This is a genomic window from Streptococcus sp. HMSC076C08, from assembly GCF_001810825.1.
Lineage (GTDB): Bacteria > Bacillota > Bacilli > Lactobacillales > Streptococcaceae > Streptococcus.
The window spans coordinates 59,066-80,969 of the sequence record NZ_KV802721.1 but is presented as its reverse complement, the minus strand read 5'-3'; the positions used below and the strand labels follow the sequence as shown (position 1 = coordinate 80,969).

General features: G+C 39.1%; 19 protein-coding genes. 16 read left to right on the top strand and 3 right to left on the bottom strand.

Features of this window, described 5'->3' with window-relative positions:
* Positions 1-133: 133 nt before the first annotated feature.
* The 8 genes from pulA (at position 134) to HMPREF2766_RS01910 (ending at position 11,897) form a co-directional block, all read left to right on the top strand.
* Positions 134-2,419 carry a type I pullulanase gene (gene pulA / locus HMPREF2766_RS01945; protein WP_070567434.1) on the top strand — a complete coding sequence of 762 codons (2,286 nt, stop codon included), beginning with the start codon at positions 134-136 and terminating at the stop codon, positions 2,417-2,419.
* A 197-nt stretch (positions 2,420-2,616) separates the two neighbouring features.
* The gene (locus HMPREF2766_RS01940; protein WP_070567433.1) at positions 2,617-4,041 is read left to right on the top strand and encodes an NADP-dependent glyceraldehyde-3-phosphate dehydrogenase; all 1,425 of its coding nucleotides are present in this window, start codon (positions 2,617-2,619) and stop codon (positions 4,039-4,041) included.
* A gap of 272 nt (positions 4,042-4,313) precedes the next feature.
* Positions 4,314-6,209, top strand: a complete 1,896-nt coding sequence (glgB, locus tag HMPREF2766_RS01935) for a 1,4-alpha-glucan branching protein GlgB (RefSeq protein ID WP_070567431.1) — start codon at positions 4,314-4,316, stop codon at positions 6,207-6,209.
* 158 nt (positions 6,210-6,367) lie between these two features.
* Positions 6,368-7,510 carry a glucose-1-phosphate adenylyltransferase gene (locus tag HMPREF2766_RS01930; protein WP_000787250.1) on the top strand — a complete coding sequence of 381 codons (1,143 nt, stop codon included), beginning with the start codon at positions 6,368-6,370 and terminating at the stop codon, positions 7,508-7,510.
* Entirely contained in the window at positions 7,500-8,639 is a 1,140-nt protein-coding gene (gene glgD, locus HMPREF2766_RS01925) for a glucose-1-phosphate adenylyltransferase subunit GlgD (RefSeq protein WP_061420964.1), read from the top strand. Before HMPREF2766_RS01930 ends, glgD begins: the two co-directional genes overlap by 11 nt.
* Positions 8,636-10,069 (top strand): glycogen synthase GlgA, encoded by a 1,434-nt coding sequence (gene glgA, locus HMPREF2766_RS01920; protein WP_070567429.1) that lies wholly within the window; start codon positions 8,636-8,638, stop codon positions 10,067-10,069. Before glgD ends, glgA begins: the two co-directional genes overlap by 4 nt.
* Before the next feature lie 58 nt (positions 10,070-10,127).
* A complete protein-coding gene (gene serB, locus HMPREF2766_RS01915; protein ID WP_070567427.1) occupies positions 10,128-10,772 on the top strand; it encodes a phosphoserine phosphatase SerB in 645 nt (214 codons plus the stop codon).
* Positions 10,773-10,781: 9 nt separating this feature from the next.
* Positions 10,782-11,897: a glycerate kinase gene (locus HMPREF2766_RS01910; RefSeq protein WP_070567425.1), complete on the top strand. Its 1,116-nt coding sequence runs from the start codon at positions 10,782-10,784 to the stop codon at positions 11,895-11,897.
* On the opposite strand, the gene HMPREF2766_RS01905 is transcribed toward HMPREF2766_RS01910, so the two are convergent.
* Complete coding sequence (locus HMPREF2766_RS01905; RefSeq protein ID WP_049500679.1) at positions 11,894-12,340, bottom strand: YueI family protein; 447 nt, start codon at positions 12,338-12,340, stop codon at positions 11,894-11,896. The genes HMPREF2766_RS01910 and HMPREF2766_RS01905 overlap by 4 nt on opposite strands.
* Positions 12,341-12,502: 162 nt before the next feature.
* Here HMPREF2766_RS01905 and eno point away from each other — a divergent pair, with 162 nt between their 5' ends.
* The 8 genes from eno to HMPREF2766_RS01865 all read left to right on the top strand — a co-directional run bounded on the left by eno (position 12,503) and on the right by HMPREF2766_RS01865 (position 19,469).
* Positions 12,503-13,807 (top strand): surface-displayed alpha-enolase, encoded by a 1,305-nt coding sequence (eno, locus tag HMPREF2766_RS01900; RefSeq protein ID WP_000022821.1) that lies wholly within the window; start codon positions 12,503-12,505, stop codon positions 13,805-13,807.
* Positions 13,808-14,072: 265 nt separating this feature from the next.
* Positions 14,073-14,618, top strand: a complete 546-nt coding sequence (locus HMPREF2766_RS01895) for a hypothetical protein (protein WP_070567423.1) — start codon at positions 14,073-14,075, stop codon at positions 14,616-14,618.
* 145 nt (positions 14,619-14,763) lie between these two features.
* Entirely contained in the window at positions 14,764-15,258 is a 495-nt protein-coding gene (locus HMPREF2766_RS01890) for a YkgJ family cysteine cluster protein (RefSeq protein WP_070567421.1), read from the top strand.
* 202 nt (positions 15,259-15,460) lie between these two features.
* Positions 15,461-16,297 (top strand): AraC family transcriptional regulator, encoded by an 837-nt coding sequence (locus tag HMPREF2766_RS01885; protein WP_070567419.1) that lies wholly within the window; start codon positions 15,461-15,463, stop codon positions 16,295-16,297.
* A 191-nt stretch (positions 16,298-16,488) separates the two neighbouring features.
* Entirely contained in the window at positions 16,489-17,532 is a 1,044-nt protein-coding gene (locus HMPREF2766_RS01880) for a bifunctional glycosyltransferase family 2/GtrA family protein (protein ID WP_001108588.1), read from the top strand.
* Positions 17,529-18,440 carry a phosphodiester glycosidase family protein gene (locus HMPREF2766_RS01875; RefSeq protein ID WP_070567417.1) on the top strand — a complete coding sequence of 304 codons (912 nt, stop codon included), beginning with the start codon at positions 17,529-17,531 and terminating at the stop codon, positions 18,438-18,440. Before HMPREF2766_RS01880 ends, HMPREF2766_RS01875 begins: the two co-directional genes overlap by 4 nt.
* Complete coding sequence (locus tag HMPREF2766_RS01870) at positions 18,415-18,825, top strand: hypothetical protein (protein ID WP_070567415.1); 411 nt, start codon at positions 18,415-18,417, stop codon at positions 18,823-18,825. The genes HMPREF2766_RS01875 and HMPREF2766_RS01870 overlap by 26 nt, the downstream gene beginning before the upstream one ends.
* A 101-nt stretch (positions 18,826-18,926) precedes the next feature.
* Positions 18,927-19,469, top strand: a complete 543-nt coding sequence (locus tag HMPREF2766_RS01865) for a ClbS/DfsB family four-helix bundle protein (RefSeq protein ID WP_070567413.1) — start codon at positions 18,927-18,929, stop codon at positions 19,467-19,469.
* Between the two features lie 661 nt (positions 19,470-20,130).
* Here HMPREF2766_RS01865 and HMPREF2766_RS01860 read toward each other — a convergent pair.
* Positions 20,131-21,207 carry a sensor histidine kinase gene (locus HMPREF2766_RS01860; RefSeq protein ID WP_070567411.1) on the bottom strand — a complete coding sequence of 359 codons (1,077 nt, stop codon included), beginning with the start codon at positions 21,205-21,207 and terminating at the stop codon, positions 20,131-20,133.
* Positions 21,192-21,863, bottom strand: coding sequence for a response regulator transcription factor (locus HMPREF2766_RS01855; RefSeq protein WP_070567409.1), 672 nt, complete (start codon positions 21,861-21,863; stop codon positions 21,192-21,194). Before HMPREF2766_RS01855 ends, HMPREF2766_RS01860 begins: the two co-directional genes overlap by 16 nt.
* Positions 21,864-21,904 lie beyond the last annotated feature (41 nt).

Here is a 21,904-nt window from a genome sequence, read left to right as displayed (position 1 = left end):
AGATGTCAGATAGTCTGGAACTATCTCTCCTGATGTGTTTTTATATCTATTAAAGCTATTCTATATTGTGCTGAAATTCCCGTTAAATTCTTCAGCATGACTTAAAAATTAAAATTAGGAATTAGGAAAAGAAATGTATAGATACCCTGTAGTCATCCATTTTCACCGAAAAAATGGGGATTATGATGCTTGTTCATTCAGTAGAAAACAAGCAGATGTTAAAGAAAATTTGTATTATGAAAATGATTATTTTGGAGCAAAATTCTCCTTTACAGTTACAAGTGCAGAAATGCTCGATACTTTGACCTTTTCTGTCGAAATTGATGGAAAAACAAAAGACTATCTCCTACGGTTTAACTATTATCCACTGTTGACTGAGGTTTGGATATTAGATGGTGATGAGACGGTTTATTATTCTGAAAATCCAGCTATTGCAAGTCCTTGCTATAAAGATCGAAACCCGTTTGCTTTTGATAAAGCCTTTCACAGTGAAAGTTTCGATCATCATTGGGGATATCAAGGAGAGTTAGGTTATAGTATCTCAGACTACCAGACAAGCTTTAAACTCTGGGCTCCAACCGCTACAGCAGTCCAAGTGGTCGTTTATGAAAATACAAGTAACGACGCGCCGATTTGGAAAACCTTTAATCTAAAGCGAGGGAATAGCTATTCATACAGTCATAAATACAATACCATTGGTGTTTGGAGTGTAGACCTGGATGAAAATCTTGCAGGTAAAGCCTATCAGTATCAGATTGAGTTTCCGCACCACCAGACCTTGACACGAGACCCATACACTATCGCTACAAGTCCTGATGGAAAACGTTCCGTAATCCTCTCTCAGCAAGATAGACAAGCAGAAGGATTTAAAGTCAAACATGGGACAGACGCCCCTTGGCGTTTGGAAAATCCATGTAAAGCCGTTATCTGTGAGATGCACATTCGTGATTTTACAAAATCGCCGACATCTGGAGTTCCAGAAAACCTTCGAGGGACCTTCCTTGGGGCTGCCCAGACTGGAACGGTTAACCAGTATGGTCAAGCAACAGCCTTTGATTATATCAAACAACTTGGCTGTAATTATGTTCAACTCCAACCAATCTTTGATCGACATAAGGAATACGATGAGGATGGAAATGTAACCTATAACTGGGGCTATGACCCTCAAAACTACAATGCACCAGAACCAAGTTTCTCTAGCAATCCAGATGATCCTGGACAGGTTATTCGAGACCTCAAGACCATGATTCAGGCATATCATGATGCGGGAATCGGTGTCATTATGGATGTCGTTTACAACCATACCTTCTCAACGGTTGATGCACCTTTCCAAACAACTGTTCCCGATTATTACTATCGTATGAATCCAGATGGAACCTTCCAAAACGGCACAGGTGTTGGAAATGAAACCGCAAGCGAACACGAAATGTACCGTAAGTACATGATTGACTCACTCCTTTATTGGGTGAAAGAATACAATATTGACGGTTTCCGTTTCGACTTGATGGGAATTCACGATATCAAAACCATGCAGGCAATTCGTTGGGCACTGGATGAAGTTGATCCTCGTATTATCACTTATGGAGAAGGTTGGGATATGGGGACTGGTCTTGCACCTTATGACAAGGCCAAGAAGGACAATGCTTACCAGATGCCAAATATTGGATTCTTCAATGATGATCAGCGTGATGCCATCAAAGGAGGAGAAGTTTATGGCTCAATCAAGGCAGGATTTGTTAGCGGTGCAGCTACAGAACCGATTGTAGCCAAAGCTATTCTTGGTAGCCGAGAGTTGGGCTCATATCTTAGTCCAAACCAAGTTCTTAACTACGTGGAAGCCCACGATAATTACAACTTGCATGATTTGTTAGTAACCCTTCATCCAGATCACAGTTCAGATAAGATTATGCGACAGGTTGAGACAGCAACAGCGATGAGCATTCTTATGCAAGGAATGTCCTTTATAGAGCTTGGTCAAGAATTTGGCCGTACCAAACTCCTTGCTACTGGAGAAAATGGCGAGCTGACTGCGGCAGATAGAGAACGGGCCATGAATAGTTACAATGCTCCAGATAGTGTCAATCAGGTCAACTGGGATTTAATCAATGAGAGACAAGAAAGCATTGAATTTATTCGCCAGATTATTCGTCTAAAAACACAAACGCGTGCTTTCTCTTATCCTACATACGAAGAAGTTTATCGTCATGTCTTCGTCCATACAGCTGCTGAAAATAGTGGGTGGATTGTTTACGAAATTCATGGTGGATTAGAGCACTTATTGGTGGTATTCAATGCTAAAGGGACTTCCTTCTACTTTGAAAATGCAGGAAATCTTGAAATGCTGGTGTCTAATAGTCGTTCTAAAGAGTCTAATGTGATTGATGATATCAGCGTTGCGGTCTTGAAGGTACTTTCATAGTAAATACCACAAAAAGGTTTAGATAATCTAGACCTTTTTTTGATTTATATTGAAAAACCAATATCTAATAGGAATAAATTTCAAATAATTTGAAGAATCAAGTTTGTGAAAAAAATATCAATATTTTCCAAAAAGGGGTTGTAATTTTCTGAAAATTTGATAAAATAAGTTTTAATCATTTTCAGGAGGAAGAGAATTTGACAAATTATCAGAATTTAGTGAATGGAAAATGGAAATCATCAGAGAATGAAATTGCCATCTATTCTCCCATCAATCAAGAAAAGCTGGGTACAGTACCTGCTATGAGTCAGGTTGAAGTAGATGAGGCTATGAAAGCAGCGCGTGCAGCTCTCCCAGCATGGCGTGATTTAGCACCCGTTGAGCGTGCAGCATATTTGCATAAGACAGCAGACATTTTGGAACGTGATAAAGAAAAAATTGGTACGATTCTTGCCAAAGAGGTTGCAAAAGGGATTAAAGCAGCCATTGGAGAAGTAGTACGTACAGCAGAATTGATTCGTTTTGCTGCCGAGGAAGGCCTCCGTATCACTGGACAAGCTATGGAAGGTGGCGGTTTTGAAGCTGCAAGTAAAAACAAGCTAGCCGTTGTTCGTCGTGAGCCAGTTGGAGTCGTCTTAGCTATCGCGCCATTTAACTACCCAGTCAACCTTTCTGGATCTAAGATTGCTCCGGCTTTGATTGCAGGAAATGTCGTTATGTTTAAACCACCAACACAAGGATCTATTTCTGGACTCTTGTTGGTTAAAGCATTTGACGAAGCAGGAATCCCAGCAGGTGTCTTTAACACCATCACTGGACGTGGTTCTGAAATCGGAGACTACATCATCGAACACAAGGAAGTGAACTTCATTAACTTTACAGGTTCAACACCGATTGGTGAGCGTATTGGTCGTTTAGCTGGTATGCGGCCGATTATGCTTGAGCTTGGTGGAAAAGATGCAGCAATTGTCTTAGATGATGCAGATTTAGAAAATGCAGCTAAGCAAATCGTAGGTGGTGCCTTTAGCTACTCTGGTCAGCGTTGTACCGCTATCAAACGTGTTTTGGTTGTGGAAAGCGTAGCAGACAGATTAGCTGAATTGCTCCAAGCTGAAGTTGCTAAGCTAACAGTGGGGGATCCATTTGACAATGCAGATATCACACCTGTTATTGATAATGCTTCAGCTGATTTCATCTGGGGATTGATTGAAGATGCTCAGGAAAAAGGAGCTAAAGCGCTCAGCCCAATCAAACGTGAGAACAATCTCATTTGGCCAGGACTTTTTGATTATGTCACAAGAGATATGAAATTAGCCTGGGAAGAACCATTTGGACCTGTTCTCCCAATTATTCGAGTTGCAGATGCCAATGAAGCACTTGAAATTGCTAATGAATCAGAATTCGGTCTTCAATCTTCAGTCTTTACAAATGACTTTAAGAAGGCGTTTGAAATTGCTGAAAAACTTGAAGTTGGTACCGTTCATATTAATAATAAAACACAACGTGGACCAGATAATTTCCCATTCCTTGGTGTAAAAGGTTCTGGTGCAGGAGTGCAAGGAATTAAATATAGTATCGAAGCGATGACAAATGTCAAATCCATTGTTTTTGATGTGGGATAATTTATAAGATCAGGAAAATTACTTCCTGATTTTATTCTTTTCAAAAAAATACAGTTTAAAATTGATAAAAAACGAATATTCTGCTATTATAATAAAAAAATATATGGAAATTGTTTCGTGTTCTATTTTCTGGATATCTTTTTTAAAATGCTAGGTAATTTTTTGAAGGCTTTCATAAAAAAATATGATTTCCTTCGTAAATTACTTGAAAGTTATCTTAAAAGAGTGTATAATAGAATTATAGAAAACGCTTACAAAAGAAAGGGGATTGAATGAATAATCAAGAAGCATTAAGAACCTTTACTACAGGTGAGAACTTTCACCTCCAGCATTATTTAGGAGCGCATAGAGAGGAGAAAAACGGAGAAATAGGCTATACCTTTAGGGTTTGGGCCCCAAATGCACAAACAGTTCATCTAGTTGGTGATTTTACCGATTGGGTTGAGAATCAGATTCCTATGGTTCGTAATGAAGCAGGTGTTTGGGAAGTCTTTACGAGTCAAGCTCAGGAAGGTCAGATTTATAAATATCATATCACGCGTGCAAATGGTCACCAGATTATGAAGATCGATCCGTTGGCAGTTTATTTTGAAGCTAGACCGGGTACAGGAGCAGTTCTGACCAATATCCGTGAAAAGAAATGGAAAGATGGCCTTTGGTTAGCACGTCGCAAACGTCTGGGATTTTTCGAGAGACCAGTTAATATATATGAAGCCCATGCAGGATCTTGGAAGAGAAATTCAGATGGCAGTCCCTATACTTTTTCGCAACTGAAAGACGAGTTGATTCCATACTTAGTTGAGATGAACTATACACATATTGAGTTCATGCCTTTAATGGCTCACCCACTTGGATTGAGCTGGGGCTATCAGCTTATGGGTTACTTTGCTTTTGAACATTCCTATGGTACACCTGAGGAATTCCAAGATTTCGTTGAAGAGTGTCATATAAATAACATTGGTGTTATCGTAGACTGGGTTCCAGGTCATTTCACCATTAATGATGATGCCTTGGCATATTATGACGGTACACCAACTTTTGAATACCAAGATCACAACAAGGCTCATAACTATGGTTGGGGTGCACTGAATTTTGACCTCGGGAAAAATGAGGTCCAGTCTTTCCTGATTTCAAGTATTAAATTTTGGATTGATTTTTACCACTTAGATGGTATTCGGGTCGATGCAGTGAGCAATATGCTGTATCTAGATTATGATAATGCTCCTTGGACTCCAAACAAAGATGGTGGAAACCTTAACTACGAAGGTTATTATTTCCTTCAACGTTTGAACACAGTGATTAAGTTAGCTCATCCAGATATCATGATGATTGCAGAAGAAAGTTCATCAGCAACAAAGATTACTGGTATGAAAGAAATGGGCGGCCTTGGCTTTGACTATAAGTGGAACATGGGCTGGATGAACGACATTCTCCGTTTCTACGAGGAAGATCCGATTTATCGCAAGTATGATTTTAATCTGGTGACTTTCAGCTTTATGTATGTTTTCAATGAAAACTATCTCTTACCTTTCTCACATGATGAAGTGGTTCATGGTAAGAAGAGTATGATGCATAAGATGTGGGGTGATCGCTACAATCAGTTCGCAGGTCTGCGCAATCTCTACACCTATCAAATTTGTCATCCAGGTAAGAAACTCTTGTTCATGGGTAGTGAGTACGGGCAATTCCTAGAGTGGAAGTCTGAGGAGCAGTTGGAATGGTCTAATCTAGAAGATCCGATGAATGCCAAGATGAAGCATTTCACTTCACAACTGAATCAATTCTATAAAGACCATCGCTGTCTTTGGGAAATTGATACTAGTTATGATGGTATAGAGATTATCGATGCTGATAATAGAGATCAGAGTGTCCTTTCCTTTATTCGTAAGGGCAAGAAGGACGAAATGTTAGTCTGTGTCTTTAATATGGCACCAGTTGAACGTAAGGAATTTACGATTGGTTTACCTGTTGCAGGTATTTACGAAGAAGTTTGGAATACAGAATTAGAAGAATGGGGAGGTGTGTGGAAAGAGCACAATCAAACAGTTCAGACTCAAGAAGGCTTATGGAAAGATTATGAGCAGACTTTGACCTTTACCTTGCCTGCCATGGGAGCAAGTATCTGGAAGATCAAGCGTCGTTTGAAACCAGCTAAGAAAAAAGAATAATGGGCTGTTGATGATATTTTTTAGATTTTAAAAACGGATGTACTTGTATTGGACTTGAAACACAAGAGAAATGGATTTCCTATTATTTTTATAAAAAAGTTTGACTTCCGACCTTCTTTCGATTTTAACGTTCACATGTCTTTATAAAGGAGTAGAAAATGAAGAATGAAATGCTAGCTTTGATCCTTGCGGGTGGGCAAGGAACACGTCTCGGAAAACTCACTCAAAGCATTGCCAAACCGGCAGTGCAATTCGGTGGGCGCTACCGTATCATTGACTTTGCTCTTTCCAACTGTGCAAACTCTGGAATCCATAATGTTGGTGTGATTACGCAATACCAACCTCTCGCTTTGAACAACCATATCGGAAATGGTTCTAGCTGGGGATTGGACGGTATCAATTCAGGTGTCTCTATTTTACAACCTTATTCAGCCAGCGAAGGAAACCGTTGGTTTGAAGGGACTAGTCACGCTATCTACCAAAACATTGACTACATCGACAGTGTTAATCCTGAGTATGTTTTGATTCTTTCTGGTGACCACATCTACAAGATGGACTACGATGATATGCTTCAGTCCCATAAGGATAATAATGCCAGTTTGACAGTAGCTGTCCTAGACGTACCGCTCAAAGAAGCTAGCCGTTTTGGTATCATGAACACAGACGCCAATAACCGTATCGTTGAATTCGAAGAAAAACCTGCTCAACCTAAGTCTACAAAGGCTTCTATGGGAATTTATATTTTCGACTGGAAACGGCTTCGCAATATGCTTGTTGCTGCTGAAAAGAGCAATGTGGATATGTCAGACTTTGGTAAGAACGTTATCCCTAACTATCTCGAGTCTGGTGAAAGTGTCTATGCCTATGAATTTAATGGGTACTGGAAAGACGTTGGTACGATTGAGTCACTTTGGGAAGCCAATATGGAGTACATTTCACCAGAAAATGCCTTGGATAGTCGCAATCGTCAGTGGAAAATTTACTCAAGAAACTTGATTTCACCACCAAACTACTTTGGTGCGCATGCTCACGTTGAAGATTCATTGGTCGTGGATGGCTGTTTTGTAGATGGAACTGTAAAACGTTCGATTCTTTCAACAGAAGCACAAGTACGTGAAGGCGCTGAGGTCGTTGATTCTGTCATCATGAGCGGAGCTATTATTGGCCATGGCGCAAAGATTACTCGTGCTATCATTGGTGAGGGTGCCATTATTGCTGACGGCGTAGAGATTGACGGAACGGACGAAGTACAAGTAGTAGGATACAATGAAGTAGTGGGGGTAGCAACAGATGAAGATTGATAAATATTCAGCCATTTTAGGAAACACAGTTGGTTTTCATGATATGTCAACGTTAACAGAACACCGTCCGGTAGCTAGCTTGCCTTTCGGTGGGAAATACCGTTTGATTGACTTCCCCCTTTCCAGTCTTGCAAATGCAGGTGTTCGTAGTATCTTTGGTATTTTCCAACAAGATAATATCAGCTCAGTATTCGACCATATCCGTTCAGGTCGTGAGTGGGGCTTGTCAACCCTTCTAAGTCACTACTATCTAGGAATTTACAATACTCGTGTTGAAAGCAGTACGGTTGGAAAAGAGTATTACCAACAGCTACTTACCTACTTGAGACGTTCGGGTTCAAACCAAACCGTTTCGATTAACTGTGATGTATTAGTGAATATTGACTTGAATCAAGTCTTCCACCTACACAATACAACGAATGGTCCGATCACAGTTGTATATAAGAAACTTCCAAAGAAAGACATTTCTGATGTGAATGCTATTCTGGAAATCGATGAGACTGACCATGTTCGTTCGCACAAACTCTTTGATAATAAATCTACAGATGAACTCTTCAACATGTCTACAGATATCTTTGTTGTGGACACTCCTTGGTTGATTGAACGACTTGAAGAAGAGGCTCAGAAGGAATATCCTGAAAAGTTGCGCTATGTTCTTCGCGATTTAGCTGTAAAAGAAGGAGCTTTTGCTTACGAATACACAGGTTACTTAGCAAACATTCATTCTGTTCAGTCCTATTATCAAGCAAATATTGATATGCTTGAATCTAAAAAATTCTACTCTCTTTTCTCACCAAATCAAAAAATTTATACCAAAGTTAAGAATGAAGAACCAACCTACTATGCGAATACTTCAAAAGTAAGTACTTCTCAGTTTGCTTCTGGTAGTATCATTGAGGGTGAAGTAGTTCAGTCAGTCCTATCTCGTAACATTTATATTCACAAAGATAGTGTTGTGAAGAACAGCGTTTTGTTCCCTCGTGTTGTGATTGGTCAAGGTGCCCGAGTTGAATATGCTATCTTGGACAAGGGCGTTGAAGTTGCGGACGGTGTTGTCATTCGAGGCACAGCAGAACATCCAGTTGTAGTTAAGAAGGGTGAAACAGTAACAGAGGACATTTATTCATGAAAATTTTATTTGTAGCGGCAGAAGGAGCACCCTTTTCAAAAACAGGTGGTTTGGGCGATGTCATTGGTGCACTTCCCAAATCACTTGTAAAAGCGGGGCACGAAGTTGCAGTTTTCTTGCCTTATTATGATATGGTAGAAGCAAAGTTGGGAGACCAGATAGAGGATGTTCTCCACTTTGAAGTTAGTGTAGGATGGCGTAGACAGTACTGTGGTATTAAGAAAACGGTCTTGAATGGGGTTACTTTCTACTTCATTGATAATCAGTATTATTTCTTCCGTGGTCATGTGTACGGTGATTTTGACGACGGTGAACGCTTTGCCTTTTTCCAACTGGCTGCTCTTGAGGCCATGGAGCGCATCGACTTTATCCCTGACCTTCTCCATGTTCATGATTACCACACAGCCATGATTCCCTTCTTGTTAAAAGAAAAATACCATTGGATTCAGGCATATCAAGGTATCAGAACAGTTTTAACCATTCACAATTTGGAATTTCAAGGTCAATTTTCTGAAGGAATGTTGTGGGATTTATTCGGTGTTGGGTTTGAACGCTATGCTGATGGGACCCTTCGCTGGAATGATTGTCTCAACTGGATGAAAGCGGGGATTCTCTACGCGGATCGTGTCTCAACCGTTTCCCCTAGCTATGCGAACGAGATTATGACCAGTCAGTTTGGTTGCGGTTTGGACCAGATTCTTCGGATGGAGTCAGGTAAGGTTTCAGGTATTGTCAATGGTATTGACGCAGATCTTTATAATCCTCAAACAGACCCACTTTTAGACTATCATTTTGATAAGGAAGATTTGTCTGGAAAAGCTCAAAACAAAGCAAAATTGCAAGAGAGAGTTGGGTTACCAGTGCGAGCAGATGTTCCTCTAGTTGGGATTGTCTCTCGATTGACCCGCCAAAAAGGTTTTGATGTTGTGGTAGAAAGCTTGCATCGTTTCTTACAGGAGGACGTTCAAATAGTCCTTTTAGGAACAGGAGATCCTGCTTTTGAACATTCCTTCTCATGGTTTGCGCAAGTCTATCCAGACAAGCTATCAGCAAATATCACTTTTGACGTCAAGCTCGCTCAAGAAATCTACGCAGCTTGTGATCTCTTCCTCATGCCAAGTCGTTTTGAACCATGTGGCTTGTCTCAAATGATGGCGATGCGCTATGGAACTCTACCATTGGTTCATGAAGTGGGTGGCTTGCGTGATACGGTTCAATCCTTCAATCCAATCGAAGGAACTGGAACTGGATTTAGCTTTGACAATTTAACACCATACTGGCTTAACTGGAGTTTCCAAACAGCCTTGGATGTTTATAAGTACCAGCCGGAAGTTTGGAGAAATCTACAAAAACAAGCTATGGAATGTGATTTCTCATGGGATACAGCCTGCAAATCTTACCTAGACTTGTACCATAGTTTAGTCAACTAATAGATAAAATCGTATGATTCTTTCATACGATTTTTGGGCTGTTTAGAAAGGAAAGTTTATGTCTCAAGTAAAAGGCTTGTGTGTCATGGACGTTGACGGCACCCTGATAGCAGAAGAAGTGATTGATCTTTTAGGAAGAGAAGCAGGTTGCGAAGAAGAAATTTCACAGATTACAAGACAGGCAATGCGAGATGAACTGGACTTTGAAACAAGTTTGCGAGCGAGGGTAGCTTTGTTAAAAGGTCTTCCGGTTTCGGTCTTTGATACTGTCTTCAAATCCATTCATCTGTCCAAGAATACTCAAGAATTTATCTCCATACTTCAAAAGAAGGGCATCCTAGTCGGTCTAGTGTCTGGTGGATTTGCACCAATAGTTGAGAGATTAGCAGAATCCCTTGGTATCTCCTATTTCTCCGCTAACCAGTTGGAAGTCAAAGACGACTTTTTAACAGGTAAATTAGTTGGTGAAATTGTGACAGGTCAAGTAAAAAAAGCTACTCTTGAGAGATTGAGAAAGGAATTAGAACTGCCCAAAGAAAGAACGATTGCCATCGGTGATGGTGCCAATGATCTCTTGATGTTAAAGTCAGCAGGTCACGGTATAGCCTTTTGTGCCAAGGAGATCGTAAAAACAGAGATAACTTGTCATATAGATACGAGGGATCTTTTAGAAGTTCTACCTTTGATTGATTTCTTAGAATGAGAGGGAACTATGAAAATTGTAATTGCACCCGATTCTTTTAAAGAAAGTTTGACGGCAGAAGAGGTCGCCAAAGCTATAAAAAGGGGTTTTGAACGGTCAATAGCAGATGTAGAATGTCTGCTTTGCCCTGTAGGTGATGGTGGGGAAGGAACTGAAGATGCTATTCGACATTCTCTTGAACTCGAAGAAAAATGGCAAGAGGTGACAGGACCTTTTGGCCTAAAAGAATCCATGCGCTACTTTCAAAAAGGCCAAATAGCGCTCTTTGAAGTTGCTGACTTGGTTGGTTTAGGAAAGATTCCGCAGGAGAAACGAAACCCTCTCCACATCCAAACTCAAGGTATTGGAGAGTTGATTCGCCATCTCATTGATCAAGGGATGAAAGAAATCTATATCGGAGTTGGTGGTACGGCTAGTAATGACGGTGGAATAGGCATCGCTGCTGGTCTGGGTTATCGTTTTTATGACAAGAATGGAAAAGAATTGCCAGCTTGCGGTCAGACTTTGCTTGAGTTCGAGTCAGTTTCAAATAGCAAGTTGTATAGGATTCCTGAAGATGTGAAAATCCGCATTTTAGCAGATGTTGTGAGCCCTCTATGTGGTCATCAAGGGGCAACCTATACATTTGGAAAACAAAAGGGCTTGGATCCTGCTTTGTTTGAGACAGTAGATTTGGCTATACAGGAGTTTTATGAAAAATTCTCGCCATCAACCCTGTCTCTGAAGGGAGCGGGAGCTGGTGGTGGGATTGCGGCTGGGCTCTGTGCCTTTGCTGAGGCCTGTATCGTATCTGGTATTGACACTTGCTTAGATTTGATTGACTTTGACAAGAAAGTTGCAGGGGCCGACTTGGTTATCGTTGGAGAAGGTAGACTGGACAGTCAAAGCTTTGCTGGAAAAGCTCCTATTGGTGTAGCAAAAAGAACTCCTGAAGGAGTTCCAGTTATCGCTATTTGTGGTAGTCTTTCCGAGGATTTACCTTCCCTACCATTCGAAAATATACAAGCAGCCTTTTCCATTTTAGAGAAAAGTGAACTTTTGGAAGACAGTTTGAAAAATGCAAGTCTCTATTTGGAGCACACATCTACTAATATTGGTCGTTTATTAAATATGAGAAATCATTAACCAAACCATTTCTTCCAGATGGATTTTTTAGGTGGCTCTGCCTTTTTCTCTTCCCAGAGGCTTGAGAATGCAAGTCTAAGGTCCTTTTCGTCTACTTGAACAGGTTCATTTGTATGAATGACAAGACCGAAAGGAGAGGTGATATGATCATCTGAAACAATAGTCGCCTGACAGTTGCTTTCCTTTGCTTGTTTTAAGTAAAAGACCTGTTTGTCAAACTCTATATTTGGAGAGATCTTCACAAAAAGTGCCTCTACCTTTTCTTGAAAGCTTTCTAAAATAGAGAAAAATCCATGTTCTAATTCAGGACTATTGGCAGTACTGATATCAGCGTAGCCAAGAACTCTTTCCTCAAAAGTTCCGAGATAGCGGCGTTGTTCATCTGGGTTTAATTTCGGCCCACCATGAGCTTTTTCTAGTAGTTGTTTTGATAAATCTGTCATAAAAACAGTATATCACAAAAATCGCAAGAAAACAGACAAAAGAAAGCGATTACTTTATAAAGTTAAGGAAAATTTGCACAAAGATAACGTTTTTTCTTGAAAAACGCTTATTTTTAAGGTATCATAGAGGTGTAAAAAATTTAACTCAAAGGAGAGTAAAAAATGTCAATTATTACTGATGTTTACGCTCGCGAAGTCCTAGACTCACGCGGTAACCCTACACTTGAAGTAGAAGTTTATACTGAATCAGGTGCTTTCGGACGTGGTATGGTTCCATCAGGAGCTTCTACTGGTGAACACGAAGCAGTTGAACTTCGCGACGGTGACAAATCTCGTTACGGTGGTCTTGGTACACAAAAAGCTGTTGACAACGTAAACAACATCATCGCTGAAGCAATCATCGGCTACGATGTACGTGACCAACAAGCTATCGACCGTGCTATGATCGCACTTGACGGTACTCCTAACAAAGGTAAATTGGGTGCAAACGCAATTCTTGGTGTGTCTATCGCTGTAGCTCGTGCTGCTGCTGACTACCTTGAAATCCCACTTTACAGCTACCTTGGTGGATTCAACACTAAAGTTCTTCCAACTCCAATGATGAACATCATCAACGGTGGTTCTCACTCTGACGCTCCAATCGCTTTCCAAGAATTCATGATCGTACCTGCTGGTGCACCATCATTCAAAGAAGCTCTTCGTTGGGGTGCTGAAATCTTCCACGCTCTTAAGAAAATCCTTAAATCACGTGGTTTGGAAACTGCCGTAGGTGATGAAGGTGGATTCGCTCCTCGTTTTGAAGGAACTGAAGACGGTGTTGAAACTATCCTTGCTGCGATCGAAGCTGCTGGATATGTTCCTGGTAAAGACGTATTTATCGGATTTGACTGTGCTTCATCAGAATTCTACGATAAAGAACGTAAAGTTTACGACTACACTAAATTCGAAGGTGAAGGAGCAGCTGTACGTACTGCTGCAGAACAAATCGACTACCTTGAAGAATTGGTAAACAAATACCCAATCATCACTATCGAAGATGGTATGGACGAAAACGACTGGGACGGTTGGAAAGCTCTTACTGAACGTCTTGGTGGTAAAGTACAATTGGTTGGTGACGACTTCTTCGTAACAAACACTTCTTACCTTGAAAAAGGTATTGCAGAAGGTGCTGCTAACTCAATCCTTATCAAAGTTAACCAAATCGGTACTCTTACTGAAACATTCGACGCTATCGAAATGGCGAAAGAAGCTGGTTACACTGCCGTTGTATCACACCGTTCAGGTGAAACTGAAGATTCAACAATTGCTGACATCGCAGTTGCAACTAACGCAGGACAAATCAAGACTGGTTCACTTTCACGTACAGACCGTATCGCTAAATACAACCAATTGCTTCGTATCGAAGATCAACTTGGTGAAGTTGCTGAATACCGTGGATTGAAATCATTCTACAACTTGAAAAAATAAGCTCTTTATTTGATTAGAGGCTGTAAAGCTATAAAAAAGCACTTTGGGACTCTTCCCCTTAGTGCTTTTTTGACTGGAGCTTGTCAACGTATATTATTTGTTAGTCAGTCGCCAGCCTATAACAAGCTGAATAAATGGTTTGAAACTTACTCAGATTTGTATTTTAGTATTATTCCATTACCGAATATGGGAGCGTATCATGAGTTGGTAGATATCTAGTTGATTGTATGATAAAATATAATAGACCTCAAAAAAGGAGATAAACTTGAAGATTAAGCAAAAATGGGAACGTAGATCATTTGGAACGGATTTTATCGCTAAAGGTTTATTATGGATAATTCTTTTTGTGGCTATTCTTTTCGGCTTTAACTATCTAATCTCTGGAAATTTTTATGCCTCTGAATTTTGGGATATGGTCGGAGGTGTTCTCGCTTTAATCGCTGCATTCATAGCATTAATTGTTTTTTCTAGACGAGCACTGATAGAGGGGTATTATATTAGTTCGTTAGATTTTGCAATGGCAACATTTGATGACGAAATTGAACATGATCCTGATTTTTCAAAACGTTATCATGAAATAAATGAAAAATATGCCGATAATAATAGGGAACGTATAAAAGCATTAGAGCCGTTACAAGAACATTATTGTTATCTTTGCTTTAAACAATATATCGAAGAAATGAATTGGTTTGAAAAATTTGTGATTTGTCTATATAGTGCATTTACAGTTGGAAAATTTTCTATTAACTTGGAATTATCTAGAGCTAGGAGAAGAAACTGGTTTGAAGATAGGATTAATGATTATTTTTAATAGATAACTTGAAAAATTATCGTTGATTTAACAACGTTTTTAGCCCCTCGGATTTTTTCCGAAGGGCTTTTTTTCTGTTCAGGGAGCAAAAAGGGGGCAGAGTTTATGGTATAATAGACAAAAACACTTGTATTAGGAAGAAATTATGTCTAAAGAGATTGATATTGAGTATTACCACCAACTAGCACTGCAAAAGCAGAAGGAGCACCGCAAAGTGTTAGCTAATCTAAAGAAAAAACCTCCTAAAAACTTAGATAAGATTGCGCAGCAGATTCACCAAGAAGTCTTTGCTGAGATTGATTGTACTGCCTGTGCTAACTGTTGCAAGACTTTGGGGCCTGACTTTAAAGAAGCAGATATCATCCGTATCGCTAAGTACTTTAAGATGAAATTACCGGCTTTTGAAGCGGAATTCCTTCAGGTGGATGAAGATGGGGATAAGGTTTTCAAATCCATGCCTTGCCCCTTTCTAGGAGGAGACAATCTCTGCTCCATCTATGATGTTCGTCCCAAGGCCTGTCGTGAATTTCCCCATACAGATAGGAAAAAGATCCATCAAATCAACCATTTGACGATTAAGAATACCTTGACCTGCCCAGCAGCCTATCTCTTTGTTGAGAAATTAAAAGATAAGTTATAGATTTTACACCTTTAAATCTTGTACAAAAATTCTGGGGCGGAAGTATCTTATATCTGTTAGACTATAGTTAGAATTGAACACGGCCTAAAAGCTGTGTGAAAAAGATGAAATTTTCTCGGAGCAGGAGCCCCTCCGTCAATTTTCCAATTTTCACTTTGCTTTTAACGACCTTTGTATCTTATGGAGGTAAGAAAAGAAGAATATGATGCATCAATTCAATCAAACCATGGATTATTTGGAGCAGCAGCTGACTGGAGAAGTGGATATGAAAAGATTTCAGCAGTTATCGGGCTATTCTTACCCTCTCTTTAGTAGACTATTTTCCATCCTAGCAGATATGACTTTAGCAGAATACTTGCGCAATCGCAGGTTGTCAGAAGCTGTGACAGACTTGCGGGAAGACTCTGAGAAAGTCATCGATATAGCACTGAAATATGGCTACGACTCTGCGGATGCTTTTAGTGCGGCCTTTAAGAAATTCCATGGGGCAACTCCCTCAGAAGTTCGAAATGGAAAACCTTATCGGGTCTTTCCTAGACTTCAATTATCCTTAAAGATTACAGGAGGAAAGAACATGGATATCAAGATTCAAAAGAAGCCTGCATTTACCGTGGCAGGTGTCCTATTGGAAGCTATTGACAATAGTCAGTGCCCGTCTGCTTGGGAGAATCTCTATAACAATCACAGCGTTGAAAACCTAGAAAGTTTGGGTAGTGGGCAATCCTTTGGTGTCTGCTCGGATGTCAAAGAAGGCGAAATCATCAACTATATGGCTGCTTATGATGTGACGGATAAAGCTAAAGCAGAAGAACTAGGTCTGTCCATCAAAGATGTCCCAGCCGCTGAATATGCTATCGTACCAGTCAAAGGCCCTATACCAGCTAGCATTCACAATGCTTGGAAATATGTCTTGGAGGTCTTTTTCCCTGAAACAGGCTATCGCCACTCAGGAGCGCCAGACTTCGAAGTCTATACTGAAGGAGACATGTCGTCACCAGACTATCAAATGGAATTATGGATACCAGTGATTAAGTACTAGATCATTTTCTGACATTTTATAAAGATGCAAATCGAACTCTGTAGAAGATAGCTTTTACAGAGTTTTTCTTTCTTTGATTGAACGAATTTATGAGAAAAACAATAAATCTGATTTTACTTTAATTTAAGTATAAGGAATTTTTAAGCATTTACTTGTATACTTTTCCAATCATCAAAGAAAGAGGTGTAAATATGAACTATCTAGTTATTCCAGCTTACGAACCTGACTACAATCTCATCAAATTGATTGAAAAGATTCACAATAAGAGCGATTTTTACATCATTGTCATTGATGATGGAAGTTCGGCAGAATGCCAAGACATTTTTGCTCGAGCGAAGGATTTTGCGACGGTGCTTCACCACCAGGTCAATCAAGGAAAAGGTCAAGCTCTGAAAACAGCTTTTGAGCACATTCAGTCTCTCAATAAGCCAGGGACTGTGGTTACAGCAGACGCAGATGGACAGCACAGGATCTGGGACATATTTCGCAGCTTGACCAAATCAAATGAAAATCCTAATACACTTGTCCTTGGTGTCCGTGCCTTTACTGGCAAGGTTCCCTTGCGTAGTCGCTTTGGAAATAGCTTGACTCGTATCTTGTTTAAACTGCAAACGGGTGTCGCTGTATCCGACACACAGACAGGATTACGTGCCTTTTCAACGGATATGATCCCTTTTATGCTCAAGGTAGAAGGACAACGGTATGAATACGAGATGAACATGCTCCTCGAAGCAAGTCAAGCCTACCCACTCTTAGAAGTTCCGATTGAAACAGTCTATATCAACGACAATGAGGCTTCTCACTTCCGACCTATTCGAGATGGCTTGATGATTTATAAAAATATTTTAAAGTTTGCTCTCTCGTCTTTTAGTAGTTTTATCGTAGATTATGTGGTCTACGCTCTCTCTATTCTATGCTTGAGCTTTATTCCGACAGGTCTTCATGTTCTCCTCTCAAATGGTTTGGCACGTGTGACTAGCTCCATCTTTAACTTTTCTACCAACAAAAAATTGGTCTTTAAGAACAAGGCGAGCAGTTTTAAAACAGGAACAGGTTATTTTGGATTAGCAGTTGGTCTCTTTATCTTAGACACCATCCTGATTCGTCTCTTTAATTCAGGTCTTGGAGTCAATTTGCTGATTGCGAAGATTCTTGTCGGAATCATGCTCTTTATTCTCTCTTGGACAGTTCAAACTCGCTTTATTTTCAAAGAAAGGACCTGTAGCCCATTATGAAAGTTTTAAAGAAACCCTATCTATACGCTTCGGTCTTGGGCTTGCTCCTGACAAGCTCCTTTACCTATTCAATGTTGAAGACCTTTGTACTCGCTGAAACGATTTCCACTGTATCTAATACCGGCTCAGCCTCTAACACCGCAGCAGCAAGTCAGGCAGCAAAAAATGCCCAGGTGACGGATACTAGCTATTCAGATGGAAATATCAGTGTCACCCTCACTGAAAAGACTGTCAATGAAACGCAAGTCTATGTGGCAGATATAACCCTTAGTTCATCGGACTATCTGAAAACAGCTCTAGCTCAAAACTCCTATGGAACCAACGTCACAGCTAAAACCTCTGTAACGGCTGCTGAAAACAATGCTATTCTAGCTGTCAACGGTGACTACTATGGAGCCAATAGTTCTGGTTATGTTATCCGTAATGGAGTTGTCTATCGGGACAGTGTCCGTGAAGACGCTAGTAACGGTGACCTTGCTATTTACAAGGACGGCTCCTTTAAAATCATCTACGAGGACCAAGTTTCAGCCGATCAGTTGGTTCAGGACGGTGTCGTCAATTTACTGGCATTTGGTCCGTCTCTAGTTGAGAATGGAGAAATATCTGTTGATACCAATACAGAAGTCGGTCAGGCCATGTCATCGAATCCTCGTACTGCCATCGGGATTATCGATGAAAATCACTACATCATCGTCGTTTCGGATGGTCGTACCTCTGAAAGCAAAGGCTTATCACTTTACCAGATGGCAGAAGTGATGAAATCTTACGGAGTGAAGACAGCCTATAACCTTGATGGTGGTGGATCCTCAACTCTCTACTTTAACGGTCAGGTAATCAATAAACCGACTACAGGTGGAAGCAAGATATCAGAAAGGGCGGTGAGTGATATTGTCTACATCGGTTATTAAAAACAAAAACAAACGCCTCAAAAAAATACTCGTTGGCTATAGTCTCCTCACTATTTTCTTCTTAGCATTTAGCCGTATCTACGAGTCCTTTAGTTTTGGTGAGACCTCCCTCCACATGCACTATCTCTTTGTGGTCCCTCTAGTAGGAGGTATCATTTTGGTAATCTTGTTGAAAATTATTCCAAATTTAGCACGACTCAGTCTAAACTTGTGGAACTCGGCAGTTGCAGTCCTAACAGCTGGAATGCTCTTTCGCGGAATCGTCAACCTCTCAGGTCGTTCAACGACACTAGATCAACCCTACTGGTATGTTGGTCTTGCCTTTGCTTTGCTGACTATAGGATCGCTTTTCCTTCAGAAGAAGAACAGTAAGGAATTAGCATAAAAAATGAAGAAACTGGTTGTTGAGAGAAACAGCCAGTTTTCTTATGGTATAATGAAGTAAGAAAACACCTTAACCTACTAGAAAACGAAGGGAGAACTCCTATGCCTAGACCAAAAACAAAAGAGGATCTAGTGTTAGCCTCTAAGGGAAACTATGAAAAACTTAATCTCCTAATTTCTCAGTTAAGTGAAGAGGAGCTACAGACTCCTTTTGATTTTTCAAAAGACCAAAAGAAAAAAGAAGCTCACTGGAAAAGAGATAAAAATCTACGGGATGTTCTAATCCATCTCTACGAATGGCATCAGTTACTTTTGAATTGGGTAGATTCTAATCAAAAGGGTCATGAAAGACCTTTTCTCCCCGAACCTTATAATTGGAAAACTTATGGAGAAATGAATGTCGCTTTTTGGAAGAAGCACCAGAGAACTTCCTTAGAAGAAGCCTCCAAACTCCTCGATCAATCTCATAGAGAGGTTTTAGAGTTGATGGAAGGCTTCAGTAATGACCAACTCTTTACCATAGGTATCTATAAATGGACGGGTGGGACAAGTCTAGGCTCCTACTTTGTGAGTGCCACCTCCAGTCACTATGATTGGGCTCTGAAAAAACTCAAAGCTCATCAGAGGAATTGTAAGAAACGTTAATTGAAGTGCTTGTGAAGGTTGGAAAAGATTCTTATAAGTTTCGAATAGTTTAGTGCTCGTAATTTTAGAGCTATTCTAGCTTTAGAATCCTTCTAAAATTAAAATTTAGGTTTGTCATAAACTTAGAATAGCACCAAAACATTTATATCGATGTAATTCTAAGTTTAGAATTACACTGATATTAAAGGAATTGAGCTGTTAGACGCTTAGAATAGCTTGATTCTGAGAAATGTTGACTAGAAAATGATTCGAATAGCTTTTTTTCTGATATAGGATGATAGATAGATGGGTGAGATGATGAAAATATAAAGCTTCTACAGAGTTACTAAACTAGAGTCAGAATGATATATTTTACTAAATTTGTCAATATCAAAAGAGCTCAATTAATTTAAACTGGAATAGTAAATTGATACAGTCGTCTATAAAAAAGTCTTGGAACAAACTTGTTCCAAGACTTTTTTATAGAAATACGTTGCAGTATAAATAGGAATAATGTAAGAGGAATTAGGTCATTATCTTGATGAGTACAAAGGACTGGAAAGTAGCTTGGAAACATTTGTATAATATTACATATAAACTCTAGTAAAACTAATCCAAGATTTCAAGAGAATATTTTGATAGAGTAGTATATACAATTTGAGTTTTAAATTTAAATTATAGCCTAGATTGGTATGCAAATAGTGACAAGAGCACCATTATCAAAATTACTCAAATTTACTTGCCCTCCATGAATCTTAGCTACCCTTTTAACAAACGCTAACCCGATACCAAAATTGCTTCGTTTCTCTGAATCTGTTGCTTGTTTATCTTGATAGAATAATAGTCCATACTTTTCGAGTAAATTTTCTGTGAATGAAGAATCGCTATTCCATATTGAGATATAAAATTGATTATCTATTAATTTGTAGTTTATTTTTATTGTTGGATAACTACTTTGGGAATGGTCAATTGCATTATTTACAATATTTAGGATAGCTCTTAGAAATAAGTTTAGGTTAAGCGTTAAATAAATAGAGGCTGGTAAGTTGTTTGAAAATTGAATATCGGCCTTTTTATCAGTAATTAACTTAATTTCTTGTTCAAATAATTCAAATAAGTAATCCGAAGACAAACTCTCCCAATTGGAAGTATCATTATAGAATGTTTTAGAATAATTGATGAGTTGGTTAAAGTATAGATTAAGTTGTTGACTGGCAAGATCAATGTCTTCCAAACATTGCCCTATATTTCCAGGAATATACATAGATTGTAAAAATTGAGCATTTCCTTGAATAACAGTTAAAGGTGTTTTCAAATCATGCGCTGCAGCCGAGACTTGAAACATTAATTCCTGTTTTTGCTGCTTTTCAGATTGAATTATTTTTTTAATTGTAGACTGCATTTCTTGAATTTTTTGTCTTGTTTCAATCAGTTCAATCAAGGTCAACTTAGCTGAGTCATTTTCATTTGTATCGCCTAGTATACTTTGATTATATACAATGATTGTTTCTTGTTTAATCTTTTCTAAAAGATCTCTCATATTTTTAGTAATGATAAAAAGTAAAATCAGACTAATATAAATCCAAGAAGCTGTGCTGAAATAAATCGTAAATGCCCCTGCATTTTTTTCAGTAATATTAGTAAATGCAGTAAGTGACATCGGTAGCAAATAAAATAGAAAAAGATTAATGAGGAATTGTCTTAAAATCTTAAAATATGTTTGTTTAATCATTTGGTTAAAAGTTAGATACCTGTCCACTGATAACCACCTCCCCAGATTGTTTTAATCGGATTAATTTCATAAGGCTTTAATTTTTGCCTTATTTGGTATACATACTCTGTAATTGATCTTTCCTGTGTCTCAGAATCATGAGGGTAAAGATAATCAAAAAGTTCTACGTTTGAAAATTTTTTATTTGGATTGCTGGAGAGTAATAAAATTAATTGGAACTCTCTTTTTGTAGTGGGTATATGTACATCTGCAACCCTAAGTTCTTCTTTAATTTTATCAATTGCGATTGGTCCAAATTGTAGAATTTCATTAGAATTATTATTGCGTACTTCTCTACGGATATGCATCTGTATTCTTGCTACTAGCTCTGGAATGCTGAATGGCTTTGTGATATAGTCATCTGCACCAGACTGTATGCCGTATACAACATCCTCTTCCAAATTTTTTGATGTTAGAAATATGATTGGCACGGAAATAAATTCTCGGATATACCTACAAATTTCAATTCCACTGTGTGGCATCATGATGTCTAAAATAATCAAATCGTAGCCGATAAAATGGCATATATCAATCTCTGGAATAGAAGTTCGCGTGTCAACGACAAAGTTTTTATGCTCTAGAACATTTCGTACTAATCTTAAGATGGATATATCATCATCAATAACCAGGATTTTATATTTCATAAGTGAATTCTCCTCACATATTTCATCCAATTTCAAATACG

Bases quoted from the DNA above. Each gene is read 5' to 3' on its own strand.
- pulA (WP_070567434.1), top strand. From the start codon at position 134: ATGTATAGATACCCTGTAGTCATCCATTTTCACCGAAAAAATGGGGAT.
- glgB (WP_070567431.1), top strand. From the start codon at position 4,314: ATGAATAATCAAGAAGCATTAAGAACCTTTACTACAGGTGAGAACTTT.
- HMPREF2766_RS01930 (WP_000787250.1), top strand. From the start codon at position 6,368: ATGAAGAATGAAATGCTAGCTTTGATCCTTGCGGGTGGGCAAGGAACA.
- glgD (WP_061420964.1), top strand. From the start codon at position 7,500: ATGAAGATTGATAAATATTCAGCCATTTTAGGAAACACAGTTGGTTTT.
- glgA (WP_070567429.1), top strand. From the start codon at position 8,636: ATGAAAATTTTATTTGTAGCGGCAGAAGGAGCACCCTTTTCAAAAACA.
- serB (WP_070567427.1), top strand. From the start codon at position 10,128: ATGTCTCAAGTAAAAGGCTTGTGTGTCATGGACGTTGACGGCACCCTG.
- HMPREF2766_RS01910 (WP_070567425.1), top strand. From the start codon at position 10,782: ATGAAAATTGTAATTGCACCCGATTCTTTTAAAGAAAGTTTGACGGCA.
- HMPREF2766_RS01905 (WP_049500679.1), bottom strand. From the start codon at position 12,340: ATGACAGATTTATCAAAACAACTACTAGAAAAAGCTCATGGTGGGCCG.
- eno (WP_000022821.1), top strand. From the start codon at position 12,503: ATGTCAATTATTACTGATGTTTACGCTCGCGAAGTCCTAGACTCACGC.
- HMPREF2766_RS01890 (WP_070567421.1), top strand. From the start codon at position 14,764: ATGTCTAAAGAGATTGATATTGAGTATTACCACCAACTAGCACTGCAA.
- HMPREF2766_RS01885 (WP_070567419.1), top strand. From the start codon at position 15,461: ATGATGCATCAATTCAATCAAACCATGGATTATTTGGAGCAGCAGCTG.
- HMPREF2766_RS01880 (WP_001108588.1), top strand. From the start codon at position 16,489: ATGAACTATCTAGTTATTCCAGCTTACGAACCTGACTACAATCTCATC.
- HMPREF2766_RS01875 (WP_070567417.1), top strand. From the start codon at position 17,529: ATGAAAGTTTTAAAGAAACCCTATCTATACGCTTCGGTCTTGGGCTTG.
- HMPREF2766_RS01865 (WP_070567413.1), top strand. From the start codon at position 18,927: ATGCCTAGACCAAAAACAAAAGAGGATCTAGTGTTAGCCTCTAAGGGA.
- HMPREF2766_RS01855 (WP_070567409.1), bottom strand. From the start codon at position 21,863: ATGAAATATAAAATCCTGGTTATTGATGATGATATATCCATCTTAAGA.